The organism is Enterococcus sp. AZ177, assembly GCF_050544585.1.
GTDB classification, from domain to species: Bacteria; Bacillota; Bacilli; order Lactobacillales; family Enterococcaceae; genus Enterococcus_L; species Enterococcus_L plantarum.
In genome coordinates this window covers 1,850,833-1,868,712 of sequence record NZ_CP172944.1, presented here as the reverse complement: position 1 = coordinate 1,868,712, position 17,880 = coordinate 1,850,833, and the positions used below count along the sequence as shown (strand labels likewise).

The 17,880-nt window shown below is 36.2% G+C and carries 18 protein-coding genes and 1 pseudogene; 17 read left to right on the top strand and 2 right to left on the bottom strand.

The features are described 5' to 3' along the window. Positions 1–313 precede the first annotated feature (313 nt). From dapA to IGJ34_RS09085, 6 genes are all read left to right on the top strand, one after another. Positions 314–1,186: a 4-hydroxy-tetrahydrodipicolinate synthase gene (dapA, locus tag IGJ34_RS09110; RefSeq protein ID WP_206835166.1), complete on the top strand. Its 873-nt coding sequence runs from the start codon at positions 314–316 to the stop codon at positions 1,184–1,186. 31 nt (positions 1,187–1,217) lie between these two features. Next, on the top strand, positions 1,218–2,906 hold the full coding sequence (locus tag IGJ34_RS09105) for a ribonuclease J (RefSeq protein ID WP_430597265.1): 1,689 nt from the start codon (positions 1,218–1,220) through the stop codon (positions 2,904–2,906). Positions 2,907–3,121: 215 nt separating this feature from the next. Then, positions 3,122–4,303 carry an AI-2E family transporter gene (locus IGJ34_RS09100; RefSeq protein ID WP_430597264.1) on the top strand — a complete coding sequence of 394 codons (1,182 nt, stop codon included), beginning with the start codon at positions 3,122–3,124 and terminating at the stop codon, positions 4,301–4,303. A gap of 196 nt (positions 4,304–4,499) precedes the next feature. Beyond that, complete coding sequence (gene amaP / locus IGJ34_RS09095; RefSeq protein ID WP_069654383.1) at positions 4,500–5,063, top strand: alkaline shock response membrane anchor protein AmaP; 564 nt, start codon at positions 4,500–4,502, stop codon at positions 5,061–5,063. A gap of 12 nt (positions 5,064–5,075) precedes the next feature. Beyond that, on the top strand, positions 5,076–5,309 hold the full coding sequence (locus tag IGJ34_RS09090) for a DUF2273 domain-containing protein (RefSeq protein WP_069654384.1): 234 nt from the start codon (positions 5,076–5,078) through the stop codon (positions 5,307–5,309). 87 nt (positions 5,310–5,396) lie between these two features. Further along, a complete protein-coding gene (locus IGJ34_RS09085; RefSeq protein ID WP_430597263.1) occupies positions 5,397–5,669 on the top strand; it encodes an Asp23/Gls24 family envelope stress response protein in 273 nt (90 codons plus the stop codon). A 102-nt stretch (positions 5,670–5,771) separates the two neighbouring features. On the opposite strand, the gene IGJ34_RS09080 is transcribed toward IGJ34_RS09085, so the two are convergent. Next, positions 5,772–6,242, bottom strand: coding sequence for a methylated-DNA--[protein]-cysteine S-methyltransferase (locus IGJ34_RS09080; RefSeq protein WP_430597262.1), 471 nt, complete (start codon positions 6,240–6,242; stop codon positions 5,772–5,774). A 91-nt stretch (positions 6,243–6,333) separates the two neighbouring features. Here IGJ34_RS09080 and IGJ34_RS09075 point away from each other — a divergent pair, with 91 nt between their 5' ends. The 7 genes and pseudogenes from IGJ34_RS09075 to IGJ34_RS09045 all read left to right on the top strand — a co-directional run. After that, complete coding sequence (locus tag IGJ34_RS09075) at positions 6,334–7,713, top strand: bifunctional metallophosphatase/5'-nucleotidase (protein WP_430597261.1); 1,380 nt, start codon at positions 6,334–6,336, stop codon at positions 7,711–7,713. A 34-nt stretch (positions 7,714–7,747) separates the two neighbouring features. After that, positions 7,748–8,407: a YutD family protein gene (locus IGJ34_RS09070; RefSeq protein ID WP_206835116.1), complete on the top strand. Its 660-nt coding sequence runs from the start codon at positions 7,748–7,750 to the stop codon at positions 8,405–8,407. A 6-nt stretch (positions 8,408–8,413) separates the two neighbouring features. Beyond that, positions 8,414–9,184, top strand: coding sequence for a TIGR01457 family HAD-type hydrolase (locus IGJ34_RS09065; RefSeq protein WP_111247480.1), 771 nt, complete (start codon positions 8,414–8,416; stop codon positions 9,182–9,184). A gap of 1 nt (position 9,185) precedes the next feature. Next, positions 9,186–9,833 (top strand): TIGR01906 family membrane protein, encoded by a 648-nt coding sequence (locus IGJ34_RS09060; protein WP_181429452.1) that lies wholly within the window; start codon positions 9,186–9,188, stop codon positions 9,831–9,833. Between the two features lie 440 nt (positions 9,834–10,273). Then, positions 10,274–10,843 carry a DUF1836 domain-containing protein gene (locus IGJ34_RS09055; protein WP_069654390.1) on the top strand — a complete coding sequence of 190 codons (570 nt, stop codon included), beginning with the start codon at positions 10,274–10,276 and terminating at the stop codon, positions 10,841–10,843. Then, complete coding sequence (locus IGJ34_RS09050) at positions 10,836–11,693, top strand: DegV family protein (RefSeq protein WP_111247478.1); 858 nt, start codon at positions 10,836–10,838, stop codon at positions 11,691–11,693. Before IGJ34_RS09055 ends, IGJ34_RS09050 begins: the two co-directional genes overlap by 8 nt. Positions 11,694–11,857: 164 nt before the next feature. Further along, positions 11,858–11,935: pseudogene (locus IGJ34_RS09045) on the top strand (aquaporin); the annotation flags it as partial. A 63-nt stretch (positions 11,936–11,998) separates the two neighbouring features. Here IGJ34_RS09045 and IGJ34_RS09040 read toward each other — a convergent pair. Next, positions 11,999–12,958 carry a S66 family peptidase gene (locus IGJ34_RS09040; protein ID WP_430597260.1) on the bottom strand — a complete coding sequence of 320 codons (960 nt, stop codon included), beginning with the start codon at positions 12,956–12,958 and terminating at the stop codon, positions 11,999–12,001. Between the two features lie 185 nt (positions 12,959–13,143). Here IGJ34_RS09040 and yycF point away from each other — a divergent pair, with 185 nt between their 5' ends. From yycF to IGJ34_RS09020, 4 genes are read left to right on the top strand one after another with little or no spacing between them, the layout of a single operon-like run. Further along, on the top strand, positions 13,144–13,848 hold the full coding sequence (gene yycF, locus IGJ34_RS09035; RefSeq protein ID WP_010764627.1) for a response regulator YycF: 705 nt from the start codon (positions 13,144–13,146) through the stop codon (positions 13,846–13,848). 6 nt (positions 13,849–13,854) lie between these two features. Continuing rightward, complete coding sequence (walK, locus tag IGJ34_RS09030) at positions 13,855–15,684, top strand: cell wall metabolism sensor histidine kinase WalK (RefSeq protein WP_069654432.1); 1,830 nt, start codon at positions 13,855–13,857, stop codon at positions 15,682–15,684. Next, positions 15,681–16,988, top strand: coding sequence for a YycH family regulatory protein (locus tag IGJ34_RS09025; RefSeq protein WP_206835099.1), 1,308 nt, complete (start codon positions 15,681–15,683; stop codon positions 16,986–16,988). Before walK ends, IGJ34_RS09025 begins: the two co-directional genes overlap by 4 nt. Further along, positions 16,988–17,869, top strand: a complete 882-nt coding sequence (locus tag IGJ34_RS09020; protein WP_069654430.1) for a two-component system regulatory protein YycI — start codon at positions 16,988–16,990, stop codon at positions 17,867–17,869. Before IGJ34_RS09025 ends, IGJ34_RS09020 begins: the two co-directional genes overlap by 1 nt. Positions 17,870–17,880: the final 11 nt, after the last annotated feature.

The window sequence follows — 17,880 nt, the reverse complement described above, 5'->3', positions numbered from 1 at the left end:
AGTGAACGGATATTGAAAATTACAAGGTGAAGCAAAGCGGAACATTGTTACCATGGGTTATCTAGCTCCGCAGGCTAGACTCTAGGAAAAAGATAAAATATGTCTGTGACAAAAAGCGTCACAAATCAATTTTCCTATTTCTCTACGGGTTCTGGCGAGAGCCCGTTACGCTTTTATTTTTATTTACAGCATGTGCTAGTCTCTCGGGAAAAAGGAAAAAACTGAGTGAGGTAAAGAGCACTTCAATTATTTGTTCCTATTTTTAGTTGAGACTGAACGAGCCAATCCGCTTTTAAATTAGGAGGTAGTAAGTATGAATTTAGAAAATGCAACAATAATTACAGCAATGGTCACACCTTTTGATGAAAACGGTGAAATTGATTTTACTAAGCTTCCTCAGTTAGTTGAACATTTACTTGATCATCATACAGAAGGAATCATTTTAGCTGGAACGACAGGAGAATCACCAACATTAACTCATGATGAAGAAATCGAGTTGTTTAATGAAGTGATCCGGTTAGTTGAAGGACGAGTACCAATCATTTGCGGTGTGGGAACTAATGATACACGTGATTCGGTTGAATTTGTAAAAGAACTTTCTGCTATCAGAGGAATCGATGCAGGCTTGGCAGTCGTGCCATATTATAATAAACCAAACCAAGAAGGCTTGTATCAACATTTCAAAGCAATTGCTGAAGCGAGTGACTTGCCAATTATTTTATATAATGTTCCGGGAAGAACAGTGGCAAGCCTTGATGTAGCAACAACTCTACGTCTAGCTGAATTGGATAATATTATTGCAATCAAAGAATGTTTTGGGCTAGATGCCTTGACCGAGTTAGTAGAAAAGGCACCAAAAGACTTTTTAGTGTATACTGGAGAAGACTCCTTAGCTTTTTCACTAAAAGCTATAGGCGGACAAGGGGTAATTTCAGTAGCTAGTCATGTATTTGGCACTGAAATGTACGAGATGTTCACTGCGCTAGATAACGGAGAAATTAAAAAAGCTGCAAGCATTCAACGACAGTTATTGCCAAAAATGAATGCATTATTTTCAGTTCCTTCTCCAGCACCAGTCAAAGCAGTACTGAATCAAATAGGCATTTCCGTTGGTGATTTACGTTTACCTCTTGTATCATGTACAACTGAAGAAAAAGCAAAAATTTTAAGCATATTGAATCTTTGATTCGGTATGAGAATATAGAGAGGTGAAATGAGTGAGTACAATAAAAATCGTTCCCTTAGGCGGCGTGCGTGAAAATGGTAAAAATATGTATATCGCTGAAGTGGAAGATGAAATTTTTGTACTGGATTGTGGATTAAAATATCCAGAAAATGAGCTATTAGGAATTGATGTGGTGATTCCCGATTTTACGTATTTGGTAGAAAATATTGACCGTGTTGCAGGGATTTTCTTAACACATGGTCATGCCGATGCAATCGGAGCATTACCGTATCTTTTATCTAAAGTTCATGTACCAGTATTTGGGACTGAATTAACGATCGAGTTAGCTAAATTAAACGTAGGAGATCATGTAGATTCGAAAGATTTTAATGATTTTCACGTAGTCGATGCACATACAGAAATCGATTTTTCGCATGCTACGATCAGCTTTTTCCGTACCACACATACGATTCCGGATTCTATCGGAATCAATTTAAAGACCAAAGAAGGCAATATCGTTTACACAGGAGATTTCAAATTTGACCAAAGTGCTATACCAATGTATCAAACTGATTTTGGTCGTTTAGCTGAAGTCGGTAACGAAGGAGTTCTAGCATTATTGAGCGATTCTTCTAATGCTGAAAATCCTACTCAAGTGGTTTCAGAGTCGCAGATTGCTGATGAAGTTTTTGATACGATCCGCTATTGGGAAGGTCGTATAATTGTAGCTTGCGTGGCAAGTAACTTACAACGCGTACAACAAATTTTAGATGCAGCTCATCGATCTGACCGCAAAATTGTTTTAACAGGTCAAGATTTCCAAAGAATCATCAACACAGCCATTAAACTAGACAAACTAAAATTACCAAGTGAAGATTTGATCGTTAGTGTCAAAGATATGAAAAAATACCAAGAAGATCAATTAGTGATTTTAGAAACTGGAACAATGGGTGAACCAATCAAGTCATTACAAAAAATGGCAAATGGCACACATCGTGTTGTGAAAATCAAAGAAGGCGACTTGGTGTATATCACGACAACGCCGACAACAGCGATGGAGACAGCTGTAGCTAAAACAGAAGATATTGTATACCGCGCTGGTGGTGTAGTGAAACAAATCTCTGATAATATGCGCGTATCTGGTCATGCAAGTCCAAACGACTTACAATTGATGTTGAACTTGATGAAACCAAAACACTTTATTCCGATTCAAGGTGAATATCGTCAGTTAGCAGCACATGCCGATTTAGCACATGAATTAGGAATTCCTTACAAAAATATTTTCATCACTGGGCGAGGCGACATTCTTGAATATAGCAAACAGAAAATGAACGTTGCTGGCAGTACAACTGCTGACAACATCATGATTGATGGGATTGGTGTAGGGGATATCGGGAATATTGTGCTTCGTGACCGTAGAATTCTATCTGAAGATGGTATTTTTGTGGCGGTGGTGACAATCAACCGACGTGAAAAACGTATCGTTTCACCTGCTAAAATCACGTCAAGAGGCTTTGTTTACGTCAAAACTAGTAAAGACTTGATGAAAGAAAGCAGTACTATTGTAACTGAGATTGTTGAAAAACATCTTAAAAGTAATGATTTTGAGTGGAGCAAATTAAAACAAGACATTCGTGAGCAGTTGAGTCGTTATTTGTTTGAACAAACAAAACGTCGTCCAGTGATTCTTCCAGTAATCATGGAAGCAACACAACGTAAAGGACGTAAAGCAGCGAATTAATAAATATGATCACTCAGTCAGTTTGCGAACGGCTGAGTGATTTTGTGTTTAAATAATGAAGTGAGTATATTTTTACAGATAACGATTTTTTCGCTACAATATAGGGGTGCTGTTGACTAGTTCTATGGGCTAGAAGCTATGAAAAAAGGTGAAATCCTATTTTTCATTCGAGCCAAAAAGGGCTCATTTGGCTTTTAAACTAAGGAGGGAAGAAAATGGAAAAGAAACAAGAAACACGCTGGATCAAATTTCTTGGTGGAAAAAATTTGATATTTACATTAGTAGCATTGCTGTTGCTAGGAGCAGTTATTTTTATTTTTCATCAGGTTGGGTTTATTTTTGGTCCGATTGGGGTTGTGTTCAAAACGATTATTGGACCAATGATTTTAGCATTGATTTTGTATTATTTATTTAATCCAGTTGTCAATTGGCTAGAAAAACACAAAGTTAAACGGGTCTACGGCGTTTCAGCTATTTTTATTATTTTGGTTGCATTGATCATTATTGGTATTATTCTAGTCGTTCCGATTATACAAAAGCAAGTAGATGGCTTAATCCAAAGTTTTCCGCAGTATATGGATGATTTGAACAAAATGGTCACTGATTTATTCCACAATTCTGTGTTAGAGAAACCTTTAGCAAATGCATTAAATGGAATTCAAAGATGGTTCGGTAATGTCTCTGATGGAATCGGTAGTTACTTTAGCAAAGCTGTAGAAGGTGCTTCGACAGTATTTTCTACCTTGACTGGGTTTGCGTTGGTGATGGTGACGGCTCCGATCATTACTTTTTTCCTATTAAAAGATGATCAGAAGTTCTTCTCTTTCGTTTTGAAAATTATACCCCCTCGTTTTAGAAGTGATGCGAAAGAAATTGGGGCAACAATGAGTAGTCAGGTCGGTGCGTATTTAAAAGGACAAATTTTAGTATCAATTGCAATCGGCATTTTGACATTTATCGGTTTTTGGCTGATCAAAGTTCCTTATTCAGGCACTTTATCGATCATTGTGGGAATCACAGCGGTGATCCCATATATTGGTCCCGTGATTGCTTTTATTCCAGCTGCAATTGTCGCTTTGATGGTGTCATTTGGAATGTTTATTAAGATGAGTTTCGTTTGGATGCTTGTTCAAATGTTGAATGGTCACCTGATTGCACCTCAAGTGATGGGCAAACGACTTGTTGTTCATCCGTTAACGATTGTGATTGTATTATTAGTAATGGGTGATTTATTAGGGATGTTTGGATTGATTTTTGGGATTCCAATTTATGCGATTGCCAAAGTTTTAGTTACCTATATTTTCCGCAAATTTAAACAACGCTATAATCAATTTTATGGAGACAGTGGTGAGTATGAAGATACTGAATTTTCAAAAGAAGAGTATTTGGACGAATAAATAGAAAACGATCGGCTACATTTCTTCCAGCAGATTTTTGCAGGTATGAAACGGTTTGGTCGTTTTTTTTTAAAAGTTTTCACAAGGATAAGTAGCTTATAGAGAAAAAAACAAATTCATATCTTTTGTAATACTTTTTTTTAGGCGTTACAATTTACCTAACAGCAAAACAATTTGACTATAAGGAGAGAAGTAAATGAAACGATTGCTGAAAATTATTTTTGCATTAATTATACTCCTATTGTTTTTTGGAACATTGGGTTTACTTAGTCAGCTGATCGATATTCCTTGGTTGTCTTACCAAGTAGACTGGCTTCTGTACATTTATCCAGGGTTATTCATATTCTTTGAATGGATGTTACTTATTTTGGGAGGTCTGATGTTACTCACTTTGATTGTTGTACTTTTGGTTTCCGGAGGAAGAAAGCGTCTGATTGTGAAAGAGGGGAAGAACCAGATTGAGATTCCCAAAAGCACTGTTGAACAGCTTGTTAAGGAAGCGTACAGTACGATTATTCATCCAGATAAAACAAAATTGACCGTTAAAATCAAAGGTAAAGAGAAAGTAGCGGTTAAGTTAAAAGTCGATGTCCGAAGTAAGGAACGTTTTCAAGCATTAGGAGAAGAAATCAAAGAAACAATACAAAGTACCTTGAACTCGGCACTAGAATCAATTGATAGCCACGTCACAGTTCAATTAAGAGAAAAAGAATCAACAGAGCCTACTGCTTTTGGTAAAAAACAATCGCGGGTAGTATAGAAAGGAGACGCCATGGATCAAAAGAAAAAAGAACGCTGGATCAATCAGCTTAGCCCTTATCGTTTTAGGATTATTTGGACGACTTTGTTTTTCCTATTAGCGCTCCTTTTATTACTGATTGGTTTTTGGAAAACAGTTGTCTTGCTAATTTTTGCGGCAGTCGGATATGTCATTGGGAAAATGCGCGACGAAGATTTGGATATTTATTCCTTGATAGAATCAATTCGATCTATGATAGGAATTTAAAATTATAATAAGAAGTTAGCGCTAATAGCAAAAACAGTAGAAAGCATCATCGGTGGATTAAAAGCGAAATAATCATTTGGAGTTGTCGTGAAAAAAATCATAAGCGTGGTGATTTCGGGCATTGGTATCGAAGTTGGCACAAAGCAAGCGGCAGTCGATGTGTCAGTAATTTGGAACTATAATGTCAATAATTCTACCGTTTTTGACCAAATTGTTGAAAAAGTAAGAGAAGCAATTGCTCATATGATAGGCTTACACTTGGTTAAATTTAACATGAACGCGAATGATGTAATGACCAAAGAACAATATTTAGAAAAATATCGTGGTAAAGATAGCGTTGATAACAAAGGCAATATTTAATCGTTAGGAAGTTTATTTTTTATTCTATTTACACAACAAAAAATAATGGAAAGCAGAACATAGAATGTTTTGTTGTCCATTATTTTTTTGTTCTTATTGTGGCTAATCAAATTTATCGAGGGAAACATTTTCAATATGCAGTAGGAATTTCTTAATGCTAAGGCCCTCTTGTTCAGAGCTACCTAAATAACCAGTTAATGCGCCATTTTTACCAATTACCCGATGACAAGGCACAATGATTGGGAGTGGATTTTTACTATTCGCCTGACCAATTGCTCGTACTGCTTTTGGGGATTCAATTGCTTGAGCAATCTCTTGATAACTTCGGGTTTCACCAAAGGGTATTAGAGAAAGAGCGTGCCAAACTGTTCGTTGAAATACAGTTCCACTGTGAACAGACAAAGGAACGGAAAAACGTTTACGCTTACCAGCAAAATATTCTGTGAGTTCTTTGGCAGCAAGTTCTGTATACTGATTGGTTTTATGATTTGGAATCTCAAAAAAAGAAACAGTACTTAGACCTTCATCATCCGCATCCAACCAAATCGTGCCGAAAGGGACATTAATTTTCATAGTTATCTCCTTTAATTGTGTAGTTCCTTTATTATACTCTAAGCTGAAGTATGGTACTATAATTTTATAGATTGAAATTGGGGGCGATATAATGGAAGAAATCGTCATCTTTCACACAAATGATTTGCATTCACATGTAGAAAATTGGCCCAAAATCAGAAGGTACTTGCTAGGTCAAAAAGAATGCTACACCAAACAGGGTAAAACTGTTTTAACAGTTGATTTAGGTGACTTTATAGATCGCTGGCATCCATTAACAGAAGCTACCGATGGTCAAGCGAATATCGAAAGAATGAACGAAATAAGCTATGATGCGGCAACGATTGGAAATAATGAAGGGGTTGGGAATTCCAAAGAAGAGTTGAATCATTTATACGATCATCGAAATTTTGATGTCTTGTTAGGAAATTTAGTTGATTTAGAAACAGGACAAGCACCTGAATGGGCGATGCCATATAAGATTATCGAAACAAAAGAACAGACGAAAATTGGTTTGATTGCTTTGACGGCCCCATTTCCATTGACTTATCGTCCAAACGGTTGGGATATTTTGTCAATTAAAGAGATATTGCCGCAATTGATTAGGGTGGTCCGACCACAATGTGATATTTTAATCTTAATGAGTCATTTAGGGATCGATGAAGATAGTAAAATCGCGAATGAATATCATGAAATTAATGTATTGCTAGGTTCTCACACCCATCATTTATTCAAGAATGGTGAAAAAATCAATGGGACACAACTTTCCGCTGCTGGTAAATTTGGCTATTATATTGGTGAAGTTCACTTAACGATCGCCAACGGTACTATCCTCAATAGTGAAGCTAAAGCTGTATCCACTGCTGAGCTTCCTACATTACCTGAAGACCAAAGAGAGATTGAGGATTATCTTGCATTGGGGCATCAGTTATTAAAAGCCAAAAAAATCGCAAACATTCCCCATCCTTTATTCGTGGATCTAAATGCAGAACATCCTTTGATCATAACCACTTTAAAAGCGTTGAAAGAAAAAGGGCGCACTGACGTGGCAATACTAAACAATGGCTTGTTTTTGACAGATATACCAAAAGGCATCGTTGATGCAGATCAATTGCATGAAACGTTACCTCATCCAATACATTTGATTCGCGTAACATTATCTGGTGCTGAATTGATTCGGTTAGTCAAGGAAATGGAAAAAAACCGTCAGTACTTGCGTAAATTTCCAATTAGAGGGATGGGGTTTCGCGGTAAAGTTTTCGGTGAGCTATATTATGATGGAATTGCATATGATAAGCAGAAAAAACAAGTTCTATGGCAGAATGCTCCTGTCGATTTAGAGTGTACCTATACGTTTACCACAATTGATCATTTTATGTTTATTCCTTTTTTTCCAACCATTGAGCTTGCAGGAGAAGTGGAATTTATTTTTCCAGAATTTATCCGAACCGTTTTAGGTAACTACTTGAACGAGCACTACCCAATCCTATAAAAACAAGGTATAATAAAATCTAGGCGGTGAAAAAATGACAGAAAAAGTAAAAAAACCTTACAAATCAACGAAACCAGTTAAACATAAAGAAGAACCAACAGCGACATTAACAGAAGAAATCACGGCTGTCCTTGAAGAAATAAAAGAAGAACCTGTCAAAGAAAAGAAAAAAGGCGAAATCGTAACACTCGCTGACGAGAATCATGTAATGATTGGGACTCGTGAATATCTTTTAGTGAAAAATCATCGGGAAGCCTTTGATGCAGAAAGACTAGGAGAACGTTTTAGTGATGTTCTTTCGAAATATGATTACATTGTTGGGGACTGGGGCTACGATCAACTACGGTTGAAAGGGTTTTTCAACGAATCGAATCGTAAAGCGGCACCTGAGCAGAGAATCGATACACTAGAAGATTATCTATATGAGTATTGTAATTTTGGCTGTGCTTATTTTGTGATCGAAAGAATTGGTGGAAAACGTGAGAAACAACAGACACGTCGCAAGAAACCAACTAAAAAAACAATGAATCAAAATCAGGCACATACGGAAGAAAAACGTGTACCTGTGACTAATAAAACGAAACCTGTGATTAAAAATCGCAAAGAAAATGAACCCAAAAAAGCAGTCATTGGAAAGAAAGATATGGCCGCCAATAAGGGACGTTCATTTACTATTCGTCAACGTGAGGAGTAAACATTCGTGAAAAATCATTATAAAGGCTATTTAATTGATTTGGATGGTACGATTTATTTAGGCAAAGAAGTTATTCCTGCTGGAAAACGTTTTGTTGAGCGTTTGCAAGAATTAAAACGGCCATTTCTTTTTGTCACTAATAATACGACAAAAACACCTGAGGCTGTCGCAGATCGATTAGCTAAGGAGTTTGATATTCATGTATCAGCGAAGACCGTTTATACAGCAAGCCTTGCGACAATCGATTATATGAAAGAACAAAGAAAAGGAAACCGAGTATACGTAATCGGAGAATCTGGTCTTACTGAGTTGATTTTATCAGCTGGTTTTGAGTGGGATGAAGAAAAACCGGATTATGTTGTTGTAGGTTTAGATACAGATATAAAGTATGAAAAACTTGCTACGGCAACCCTTTGTATCAGAAATGGCGCTACGTTTATTGGGACAAATCCAGACAAAAGTATTCCGACGGAGCGAGGATTATTACCTGGTGCGGGTTCATTTATATCGTTAATTCAAACAGCAACACAGGCGGATCCAATCATGATCGGCAAGCCCAATGCGATTATTATGAATGAAGCGCTAAAGGTGATGAAAATGAATAAAGAAGATGTCATTATGGTTGGCGATAATTATGAAACAGATAGTCAATCTGGTCTTCAAAATGGGATTGATAGCTTACTTGTGTTATCTGGCTTTACGGCGAAATCAGTAGTTTCAAGTTTACCTGAACAGCCTACATATGTAGTGGATTCTCTGGACGAATGGACGTTTTGATATGAAAGAAAAAAATTGGATTTGGTTTGAACGCGCTGGGATTGCGTGTTTGATTTTAACCATTGTCTCTTTAAGTATTACGATTACGATTAATTTCCGTCTGTTATATGTTTTTGAGATTGATTCATTAAAAATTTTAGACTACGTGGATATGGATAAGCCGACATTGCTGAAAAATTTTGACCAGTTGATGGCCTATTTAAATAACCCATTTATTGACACGCTAAAATTATCCGATTTTCCATCCTCAAAAAGTGGTGCGTTTCATTTTTATGAAGTAAAGCGTCTTTTCTTACTCTGTTATGGAGTATTACTCGTAACACTTATTCCAAGCGTTATCTTCGTTTTTCGTCTTATCAAGTCAAAACGAGTGTGGCGTTTGATTCGCCCATTTCAATGGGGAATGATCATTCCAGCATTTTTGGGTGTATTAATGGCAATCGGATTTGATCAATTTTTTGTGGCGTTTCATGGTGTATTTTTTAATAATGATGACTGGTTGTTTGATCCGGCTACTGACCCCATCATTAATGTTTTGCCAGAACAATATTTTATGCATTGTTTTATTTTGTTTTTTGTTTTGCTAGAGTTATTCTTTTTTATTGGAATTATTTTAGGAAAGAGAGAGCTAAAAAATATATCTAAATAATTTTCATCTCTGGTAGAAAACTTAAAGAGTTTCTATCAGGGATTTTTTTATTGTGAAGATGTTTTTAGCTGAGAATAAGATTGGGTTCTTATTACATAATGGTTCAGGATTGACATTTTAAACAGGTGCCTGATTTATAAATGATCTTTATGGAGAAATCTAGTATGGAAGAACAAACATTGATGAACAGTCTCAAAGTTTACAAGCGATGATGCAAAGATAGTTTATGAAGTGTCGTAGAGAACATGGCCTTTGTGACAATCCACATGGTGGGTAAGGAAGAGTGTTGAATCTGTTAAAACATCTAACTACTGGGTTTCACTTCGGACATCCTAGTAGTTCACTCTCTTTTTTATTATTTTCAATCTAGTTTTAGAAACCAGATTGAATGTTTTTGGAAAAAATGTTAAACTATTACAGTAAGTAGGAGGAGGGATCTTGTGAATGAATTAAAATCCTCTTTAGAAATTTGGGGACAAGAGTTGGTAAATGTCCACTTGCCACGATGGCATGAACTACCTGAGTTAGAGTTATATATGGATCAAGTGATCACGCTTGTTGAACGATACTTATCACCAGTGATTTTAAAAGAAAAGCACACGTTACTAACGTCATCGATGGTCAATAATTATGTAAAATTAGGATTGATTCCAGCACCTCATAAAAAACGGTATAACCAAAAGCATTTGGCGTTCTTAATAGCTATTACGCTATTAAAGCAAGTTTTAACCATACCCGAAATCAAACAAGGCATTCTTTACCAAGGAGCAGCGGTTGGGATTCGCGAAGCATATAATCTTTTTTGCGATGAACAAGAAGCAGCTATAGCAGTGGTTGTTGCTCAAGCACTAGGAACAGAGCCAGTCGCAGCATTTGATCAACCTATACCAGTAGAATTTTTAATTGTAAAAGGTGCGACGTTATCATTTGCCACTAAATTATTTACTGAAAAGGCCATTGAATTAGCACAAACAAACTCAAAAGAAGATGGAGAAAAATTAGATGAATAAAGGAAAAATTGCATTATTAGTAGATTCAGGGACGGATGTACCTAAGGAGTTAATCGATCAGTATGGGATGTATATGATTCCATTGCAAATTATTTATAAAGATCGTATCTATACCGATAAGGTAGATATCACGCCAGAAGAAGTTTACGAGCGATTATCTGTAGAAATTCCGAGCACTTCATTACCAGATGGTGAAACAATCACGAAAATTTTTGAAAAAATCAAAGCGGATGGGTATGAAAAAGTATTGGCTGTTACAATTTCCAGTGGATTGAGCGGGACGTTTAATGTGATTCGTTTGATTGCAGAGGAATTTGAAGGGGTGGAAACGTTTGTTTTAGATACAAAAAATATTGGCATAGGTAGTGGTCTTCAAGCAATCGAAGCCGCTAAATTAATTGAGGCTGATCGTTCATGGGACGAAATCAAGACAGAATTAACGAGTAATGTTGCAAAAGCGAAAGTCTTTTTCAATGTTGCAACTTTAGAGTACTTGCAAAAAGGTGGACGCATTGGTTTGGTTGCCTCAATTTTAGGGAATGCGTTAAAACTAAATCCAATTATTTCGTGTAACGGAGAAGGCGTATACCACACCGTTGCTAAAGCTCGTGGGAGAAAAAAAAGCTTGGATAAAACCTTTGAGTTGGTAAAAGCATTTGTTGGTAACCATAAGAAATTTGTCTTAGCTGTTGCTCAAGGACAAGCCGTAGAAGAGGCAGAAACCTTTTACGAAAAGCTTAAAGAGCAGTTTCCGCAAGCGGAAAAGATTTATTTCGGTACGATTAGTCCAGCTTTAGTTGTACATACTGGACCCGGGCTTTTAGGAATTGGAATCCAATTATTAGATTAAGATTTAATACCAACAAGAGAGCATGTAGTAGATGCTTTCTCGTTGGTATTTTTTTATCAAGAACCCTTAAGAGGGTACTTTTTGGTTGTCATCTTACTTTTATTGTGATATTCGGTTTTGAAACAACAGAAGAATGAGGGGGATTAAAAAGAGCAATGAAAAAACTTGTAGGAATCGTGATTGATTTGACTTTAACAATGATTCATTTATTAGGTATTTCATTAACTGTTATATTAGTAAACTAAGCGAGAAGCATAGGTCTAACAATTTTTGCTGGAAGCGAAGTATTGTCCCAATAGAGTTTTTTAGAAAAAAGTAATTTGTTTCTGTGACGTATCAACTGATGCTTGATCTCCAATTGGAATCGTAAAAATAGGTTGAGTATGGCCAAAATTCATGTCATAAATCACAGGAATTTCTCGTAATAGAGGATATTTTGATAAAATTGCTAAAAGTCGTTCTTCTGTCATTTTTGTTTGTTTAGGGAAACGACCGATTAGTAATGCTTGTGGATGCTTTACTATTTGAAGTAGAGCAGCCAAACCACGAGCAAAATCATGATAATCGTCTTCCTCTGCATTTTCGATAAATAAAATAGAACGTTCTAAATTTGGTTGAAAAGACGTACCAAATAGCAACTGAAAGGTATTTAAATGACCACCATAACAAGTCCCAGTGACAGGTTCAGCAGGATTGTAAACTTTCCAATTATTCGCAAATACTCTTCGTTTTGGATTGGGTAAGTACCATTCGTCTTGGCTCCATGTTCCAGAAGCAGACACAACAAACGCTTTTTCATCCGTCGTGGCATGTAAAAAAGTTTCGGTTTGATATTCTTGTAATTCATCCATTTGGAAACTAGAAAAATGTGGACCAACGTATGTCAGTAACTCTGTCTTAGCCGTAATCGCATTACACAAAGCTGTGATATCGCTATAACCGCAAAATACTTTTGGATGACGTTTGATCAAATCAAAATCAAGGTAAGGCAGTAATTCATTACTATTGAAACCGCCGATTGCTGTTAAAATTCCTTTGACATTTTCATCCGCAAATGCGGCATGCAGATCTTTGACTCTGCTCATAATTGAAGAAGAGCCAAGAATATCGTGTTCAGTCGCATGTTCAGAAAATGTAACGTTAAATCCTAAAGCGGTCAATTTTTTTTCAGCGGATTTAATAGTCAATTCCGTCAAACTAAACAGACTACCTGCTGGTGCAATAACGCGGATTTCATCACCTGGTTGTAATCGTGGTGCTTTCATTTTTATCGCTTCCTTCTAAAACCGTATGTCTAATTATAGTCAGAAAGCCTTTTTTTTTGCAAGATATAGATAGGAAAGAGTAAGGATTTTTACTCAAAGATGAAACAGTGGACAAAATAAGGTATAATAAGAGAGAATATGGTTAGACTACGAAAAGACAAAAGAAAAAAAGAGGTGCCTCTTATATGAAAAAAATATTAGTTGTAGATGATGAAAAGCCGATTTCGGAAATTGTGAAATACAACCTTACTAAAGAAGGATATGAAGTTTTTACAGCTTATGATGGCGAAGAAGCCGTTGAAAAGGTCAAAGAAGTAGAACCTGATTTGATTATCCTAGACTTGATGTTACCGAAAATGGATGGACTTGAAGTAGCGAGGGAAGTTCGTAAAACCTATGACATGCCGATTATTATGGTGACTGCTAAAGATTCTGAGATTGACAAAGTGTTAGGATTGGAATTGGGTGCCGATGATTATGTGACTAAACCATTTTCTAATCGAGAACTTGTAGCACGAGTTAAAGCCAACCTACGCCGTGGTGCAACAAGTGCCAAAGAAGCAGAATCTACTACGCAATCGGAACTTACGATTGGAGACCTAACGATCCATCCAGATGCTTATATGGTATCAAAACGTGGCAGTAAAATCGAACTAACACATCGTGAGTTTGAATTACTTTATTATTTAGCAAAACATATCGGTCAAGTAATGACTCGTGAACATTTACTTCAAACGGTTTGGGGATACGATTATTTCGGAGATGTTCGTACAGTGGATGTAACAGTTCGTCGTCTAAGAGAGAAAATCGAAGACAGTCCAAGTCACCCAACTTATTTAGTTACGCGTCGTGGTGTTGGGTATTATCTACGAAATCCTGAACAGGAGTAGTGATTTATGAAAAAAAAAGTTCACTTCTTTCAATCGGTCAATTTTAAGATTGCATTATCATTTATTCTATTATTATTGATTGCGATTCAAATTATCGGTGGATATTTCATCCGTGAACTGGAATCGACAACGATTAATGATTATAAACAAAATGTTGATCGACAGGTAATCCAATTAGCTAGCACACTTAGTCCAAAATTAGGTGAAAAAGAGCGTGATCGAACAGAGATCGATGCTAATTTGAAAAAAACATTGACTGATTTTTCAGCATCAGAGACGATTGAAGCTCGAGTCGTTGATGACAAAGGAATCGTAAGAGCGACAAGCGATTTAAATCGTCAAGGAATTGTCGGTAAGAAAAATGATTATCGTGACTTGAATGATTTCAGTGCAAAAAAATATTCAGCTATTGATAACGACAAACGCGTATACATCAATGTTCAGCCTATCCAATCCCCGACTGGCGACACAGTCATCGGGGTTCTTTATGTTAAAAGCAATATAGAAGGTAAATACCAAGAGATCACAGATACAGCTCGGATCTTTTTTACTGCGTCACTAATAGCAGGAGCAATTTCAATTATTGTGACGATTTTAATTGCAAGATCAATTACTCAGCCTATCGGTGAAATGAGGGAACAAGCCTTACGAATTGCTAAAGGTGATTATACTGGAAAAGTCCAAGTTTATGGAAAAGATGAATTAGGCCAACTGGCTGAGACATTTAATCAACTTTCTGAACGAATCGAAGAAGCACAAGAAACAATGGAAGCAGAACGAAACCGTTTAGACAGTGTCTTGGCTCATATGACAGACGGAGTTATTGCGACAGATAGACGTGGTAAAGTTATTACAATCAATGAAATGGCACTTTCTTTACTGAATGTAAAAGATGAAGACGTGATTGGCTCTTCTTTATTGGAGCTACTAGACATAGAGACTGATTACACATTACGTAAATTGTTGGAAGAGCCAGAAGAAATTTTGATCGATCGTTCATCTTCCTCTATGGAAGAAGATCAGATGATCATCCGCGTTGATTTTGCAATGATCCGTCGAGAATCTGGTTTTATTACTGGACTCGTTTGTGTACTTCATGACGTAACAGAACAAGAAAAAAATGAACGGGAACGTCGAGAATTCGTGTCGAACGTTTCGCATGAGCTACGCACACCCTTAACAAGTATGCGCAGCTATATTGAAGCCTTAAGCGAAGGCGCTTGGGAGAATCCAGAAATTGCACCTAATTTTCTAAAAGTGACGCTAGAAGAAACGGATCGAATGATTCGAATGATCAATGATTTATTAAATCTTTCAAGAATGGACTCAGGTAACGGAGAATTACAGTTAGAGTATGTGAATTTTAATGAATTGATCAATTTTGTTTTAGACCGTTTTGATATGATGGTCGAATCGAATGATAAAAATTATACGATTCATCGTGAGTTTACTAAACGCGATTTGTGGGTGGAATTAGATACAGACAAAGTGATTCAGGTCCTGGATAATATTTTAAATAATGCCATCAAATACTCACCTGATGGCGGAGAAATCACATGTCGTCTGCTTGAAACGCATAATAACGTTGTTTTCAGTGTAACCGACCAAGGGTTAGGAATCCCTAAAAAAGATGTCAACAAAGTCTTTGAACGTTTCTATCGTGTAGATAAAGCACGCGCGAGAGAACAAGGCGGAACTGGATTAGGTTTGGCTATTTCAAGAGAAGTAGTGAAAGCACACAATGGTACAATTTGGGTTGAAAGTCAAGAAGGAAAAGGCTCTACCTTTTATATATCCTTGCCTTATGAACCTTATGAGGAGGATTGGTGGGAATGAAATTAACAGAAAAAATTGTGCGAATCGGTTTGATATTTTTGGTGTTGCTGAGTGTCTATTTTTCGGTTAGTATTTGGCTTAGCTCTTCAAAAAAAGAACAACCAATCAAAAATGATCCTCAACCTGCGACAACTGTCGTGAATGAACGAGTAGATACAGATGTATTTTTACCGCTACATTTAATTCGCATGCAGAATGGGAAGTCAGAAATGAATACGAGTGAAAATTTAATCACAAATATTCAAAACGAAATTAAGCATAGTTCATTTGGAAGTTTGGCTCAAACTGTTGCTGGAGATTCTGAACAGTTTGAAAAATATCTATCAATGGAGCAAGGATTTGAATTGCTTTATGAAGGTACTTTCTTATTAAGTGAATATATATCTGTCTATAATTTAACTCTTCAATTAACTGATCTCAGTGCGGATCAAATTTATTTTACTTGTATTCAAGTGGATTTAACACAACACAAGATTCGATTTTTAGATTTCAATCGCAAAGATGTTTATGAAGCGCCGATTACGATAGATAACGAAAAAGTGTTAAATTTAATGAATAAAGTTGGCGTACAATATAATCAAATTTCAGAACAGCAGGCAGTTGCAGGAAAACATTATTATTTGTCTGAAGACCAAAAAATGAAAAAATATAGTTATATTTTAGCCTCCCAACCTGTAACAAAATTTAGAAATGCCTTTTTCTCTAACACCGATACTATCCAAACAAATGAAGATAGTAAAGATCTATCCTACACAAGCGGCAGTGAACGATTGACGGTAGACGAAAAACTAGGAACGATTCGTTTCAACGGTGATATAGAAGCCAGGAAGGCTAAAGACAATATTTATTCCGATAGTTTTAAGTATATAAAAAAATTAGGAACAAATATGGGAAATATCCGCTATTTTGATCGGACGGATACAGAGATTAACTATCGTACATTTGTAGAAGGATTTCCAGTTTTTAGTGAAAATGATAAAGGTCAAGTGCGAATCACAATTGGAAATGATAAATCTGAAAAATCAAGTGTCGTAATCGAAACAAGTGTTGATACAATTCAAGTACCGATTCCTTCCGAAGAAGAGGTTGTGTTAAAAAGTACTGAAAGCTTATTAGAACAACTAATAATCAATGGAGCGAATCAGGAAAAAATCAACTCAATGATGATTGGCTATACTTGGCACAAAATCGAAGAAATAACGCAAGTTGTCGATCTTACTCCAGAATGGTACATTCGCTACGACAATAAATGGTATTCAGAACGTGAATTGTTGGAAAAACTAGCGAATTTGGAGGTGGAATAATGGACTTCAAACGAATTGAATGGATTTTTTTCCTTGCCTTTTTAGGACTGAACATGTTCCTCTTCGGTATTTATCAAGAAGGTTTAAAAGAAGAAAACAATGTGTCTTTTTCAGATCAGACAGATAGTATTGAAAAGCGATTAGACAAAGATGGGATTACCTATAAAGGAACTTTTTCCGGAGAAAAAAAGGAAGGATATTATTTAAGTGGCGAACAGACAAACTTTTATAATGTTATCCAAGCGGAACGTGAAACAAAAGACCGAAATTTCTTTAAAAACGGAGTGGAATGGACTGATAACACATTAACAGTGTATCCTCAGATGAATTATGCTCAAACCAGTTACTTTATTGATGAAAAGAATATTGAAAAATCCTTAGATGCTTTTTTAAATGATAAAAATAGTGTTCTGTATGGTAGTCAGTACCGCTATTTACCTGAATTTTCTACTCTTCAAGGTGAGTTTCCCGAGATTATTGTTTCTCAAAGTTACAAGAGTATTCTTTTTAAGGATGATACAGCTCAAATTTCACTAAAATTGGAGAAATCAGATGAGTCTGACGGATTGCACAAAATTAATAAGTACACGCAAACCCATATCCAAGGAATCGAAGAACTACGTGATAAGATGGATCTATCATCCGAACGTGATGCAATTGAAACTTTGTATATCAATAATAAAATTCCAAGTAATGCTAAAATAACATTTCGAAAGCTCGCGTATACGAGAATTTATAAGATTCGTGAGAAGAATGTATATGTTCCTGTATGGTTCGTCGGCATCAAATCTAGTGGCAGTAATTTGCAGATTGAACAGGTGAATGCCATGAGCAATACCATCATTACAAATAATACTGTACCAAAGGTGGAAAATCAGTAGTGAAGGATGTA

Bases quoted from the DNA above. Each gene is read 5' to 3' on its own strand.
- dapA (WP_206835166.1), top strand. From the start codon at position 314: ATGAATTTAGAAAATGCAACAATAATTACAGCAATGGTCACACCTTTT.
- IGJ34_RS09100 (WP_430597264.1), top strand. From the start codon at position 3,122: ATGGAAAAGAAACAAGAAACACGCTGGATCAAATTTCTTGGTGGAAAA.
- amaP (WP_069654383.1), top strand. From the start codon at position 4,500: ATGAAACGATTGCTGAAAATTATTTTTGCATTAATTATACTCCTATTG.
- IGJ34_RS09090 (WP_069654384.1), top strand. From the start codon at position 5,076: ATGGATCAAAAGAAAAAAGAACGCTGGATCAATCAGCTTAGCCCTTAT.
- IGJ34_RS09080 (WP_430597262.1), bottom strand. From the start codon at position 6,242: ATGAAAATTAATGTCCCTTTCGGCACGATTTGGTTGGATGCGGATGAT.
- IGJ34_RS09075 (WP_430597261.1), top strand. From the start codon at position 6,334: ATGGAAGAAATCGTCATCTTTCACACAAATGATTTGCATTCACATGTA.
- IGJ34_RS09070 (WP_206835116.1), top strand. From the start codon at position 7,748: ATGACAGAAAAAGTAAAAAAACCTTACAAATCAACGAAACCAGTTAAA.
- IGJ34_RS09060 (WP_181429452.1), top strand. From the start codon at position 9,186: ATGAAAGAAAAAAATTGGATTTGGTTTGAACGCGCTGGGATTGCGTGT.
- IGJ34_RS09050 (WP_111247478.1), top strand. From the start codon at position 10,836: ATGAATAAAGGAAAAATTGCATTATTAGTAGATTCAGGGACGGATGTA.
- IGJ34_RS09040 (WP_430597260.1), bottom strand. From the start codon at position 12,958: ATGAAAGCACCACGATTACAACCAGGTGATGAAATCCGCGTTATTGCA.
- yycF (WP_010764627.1), top strand. From the start codon at position 13,144: ATGAAAAAAATATTAGTTGTAGATGATGAAAAGCCGATTTCGGAAATT.
- walK (WP_069654432.1), top strand. From the start codon at position 13,855: ATGAAAAAAAAAGTTCACTTCTTTCAATCGGTCAATTTTAAGATTGCA.
- IGJ34_RS09025 (WP_206835099.1), top strand. From the start codon at position 15,681: ATGAAATTAACAGAAAAAATTGTGCGAATCGGTTTGATATTTTTGGTG.
- IGJ34_RS09020 (WP_069654430.1), top strand. From the start codon at position 16,988: ATGGACTTCAAACGAATTGAATGGATTTTTTTCCTTGCCTTTTTAGGA.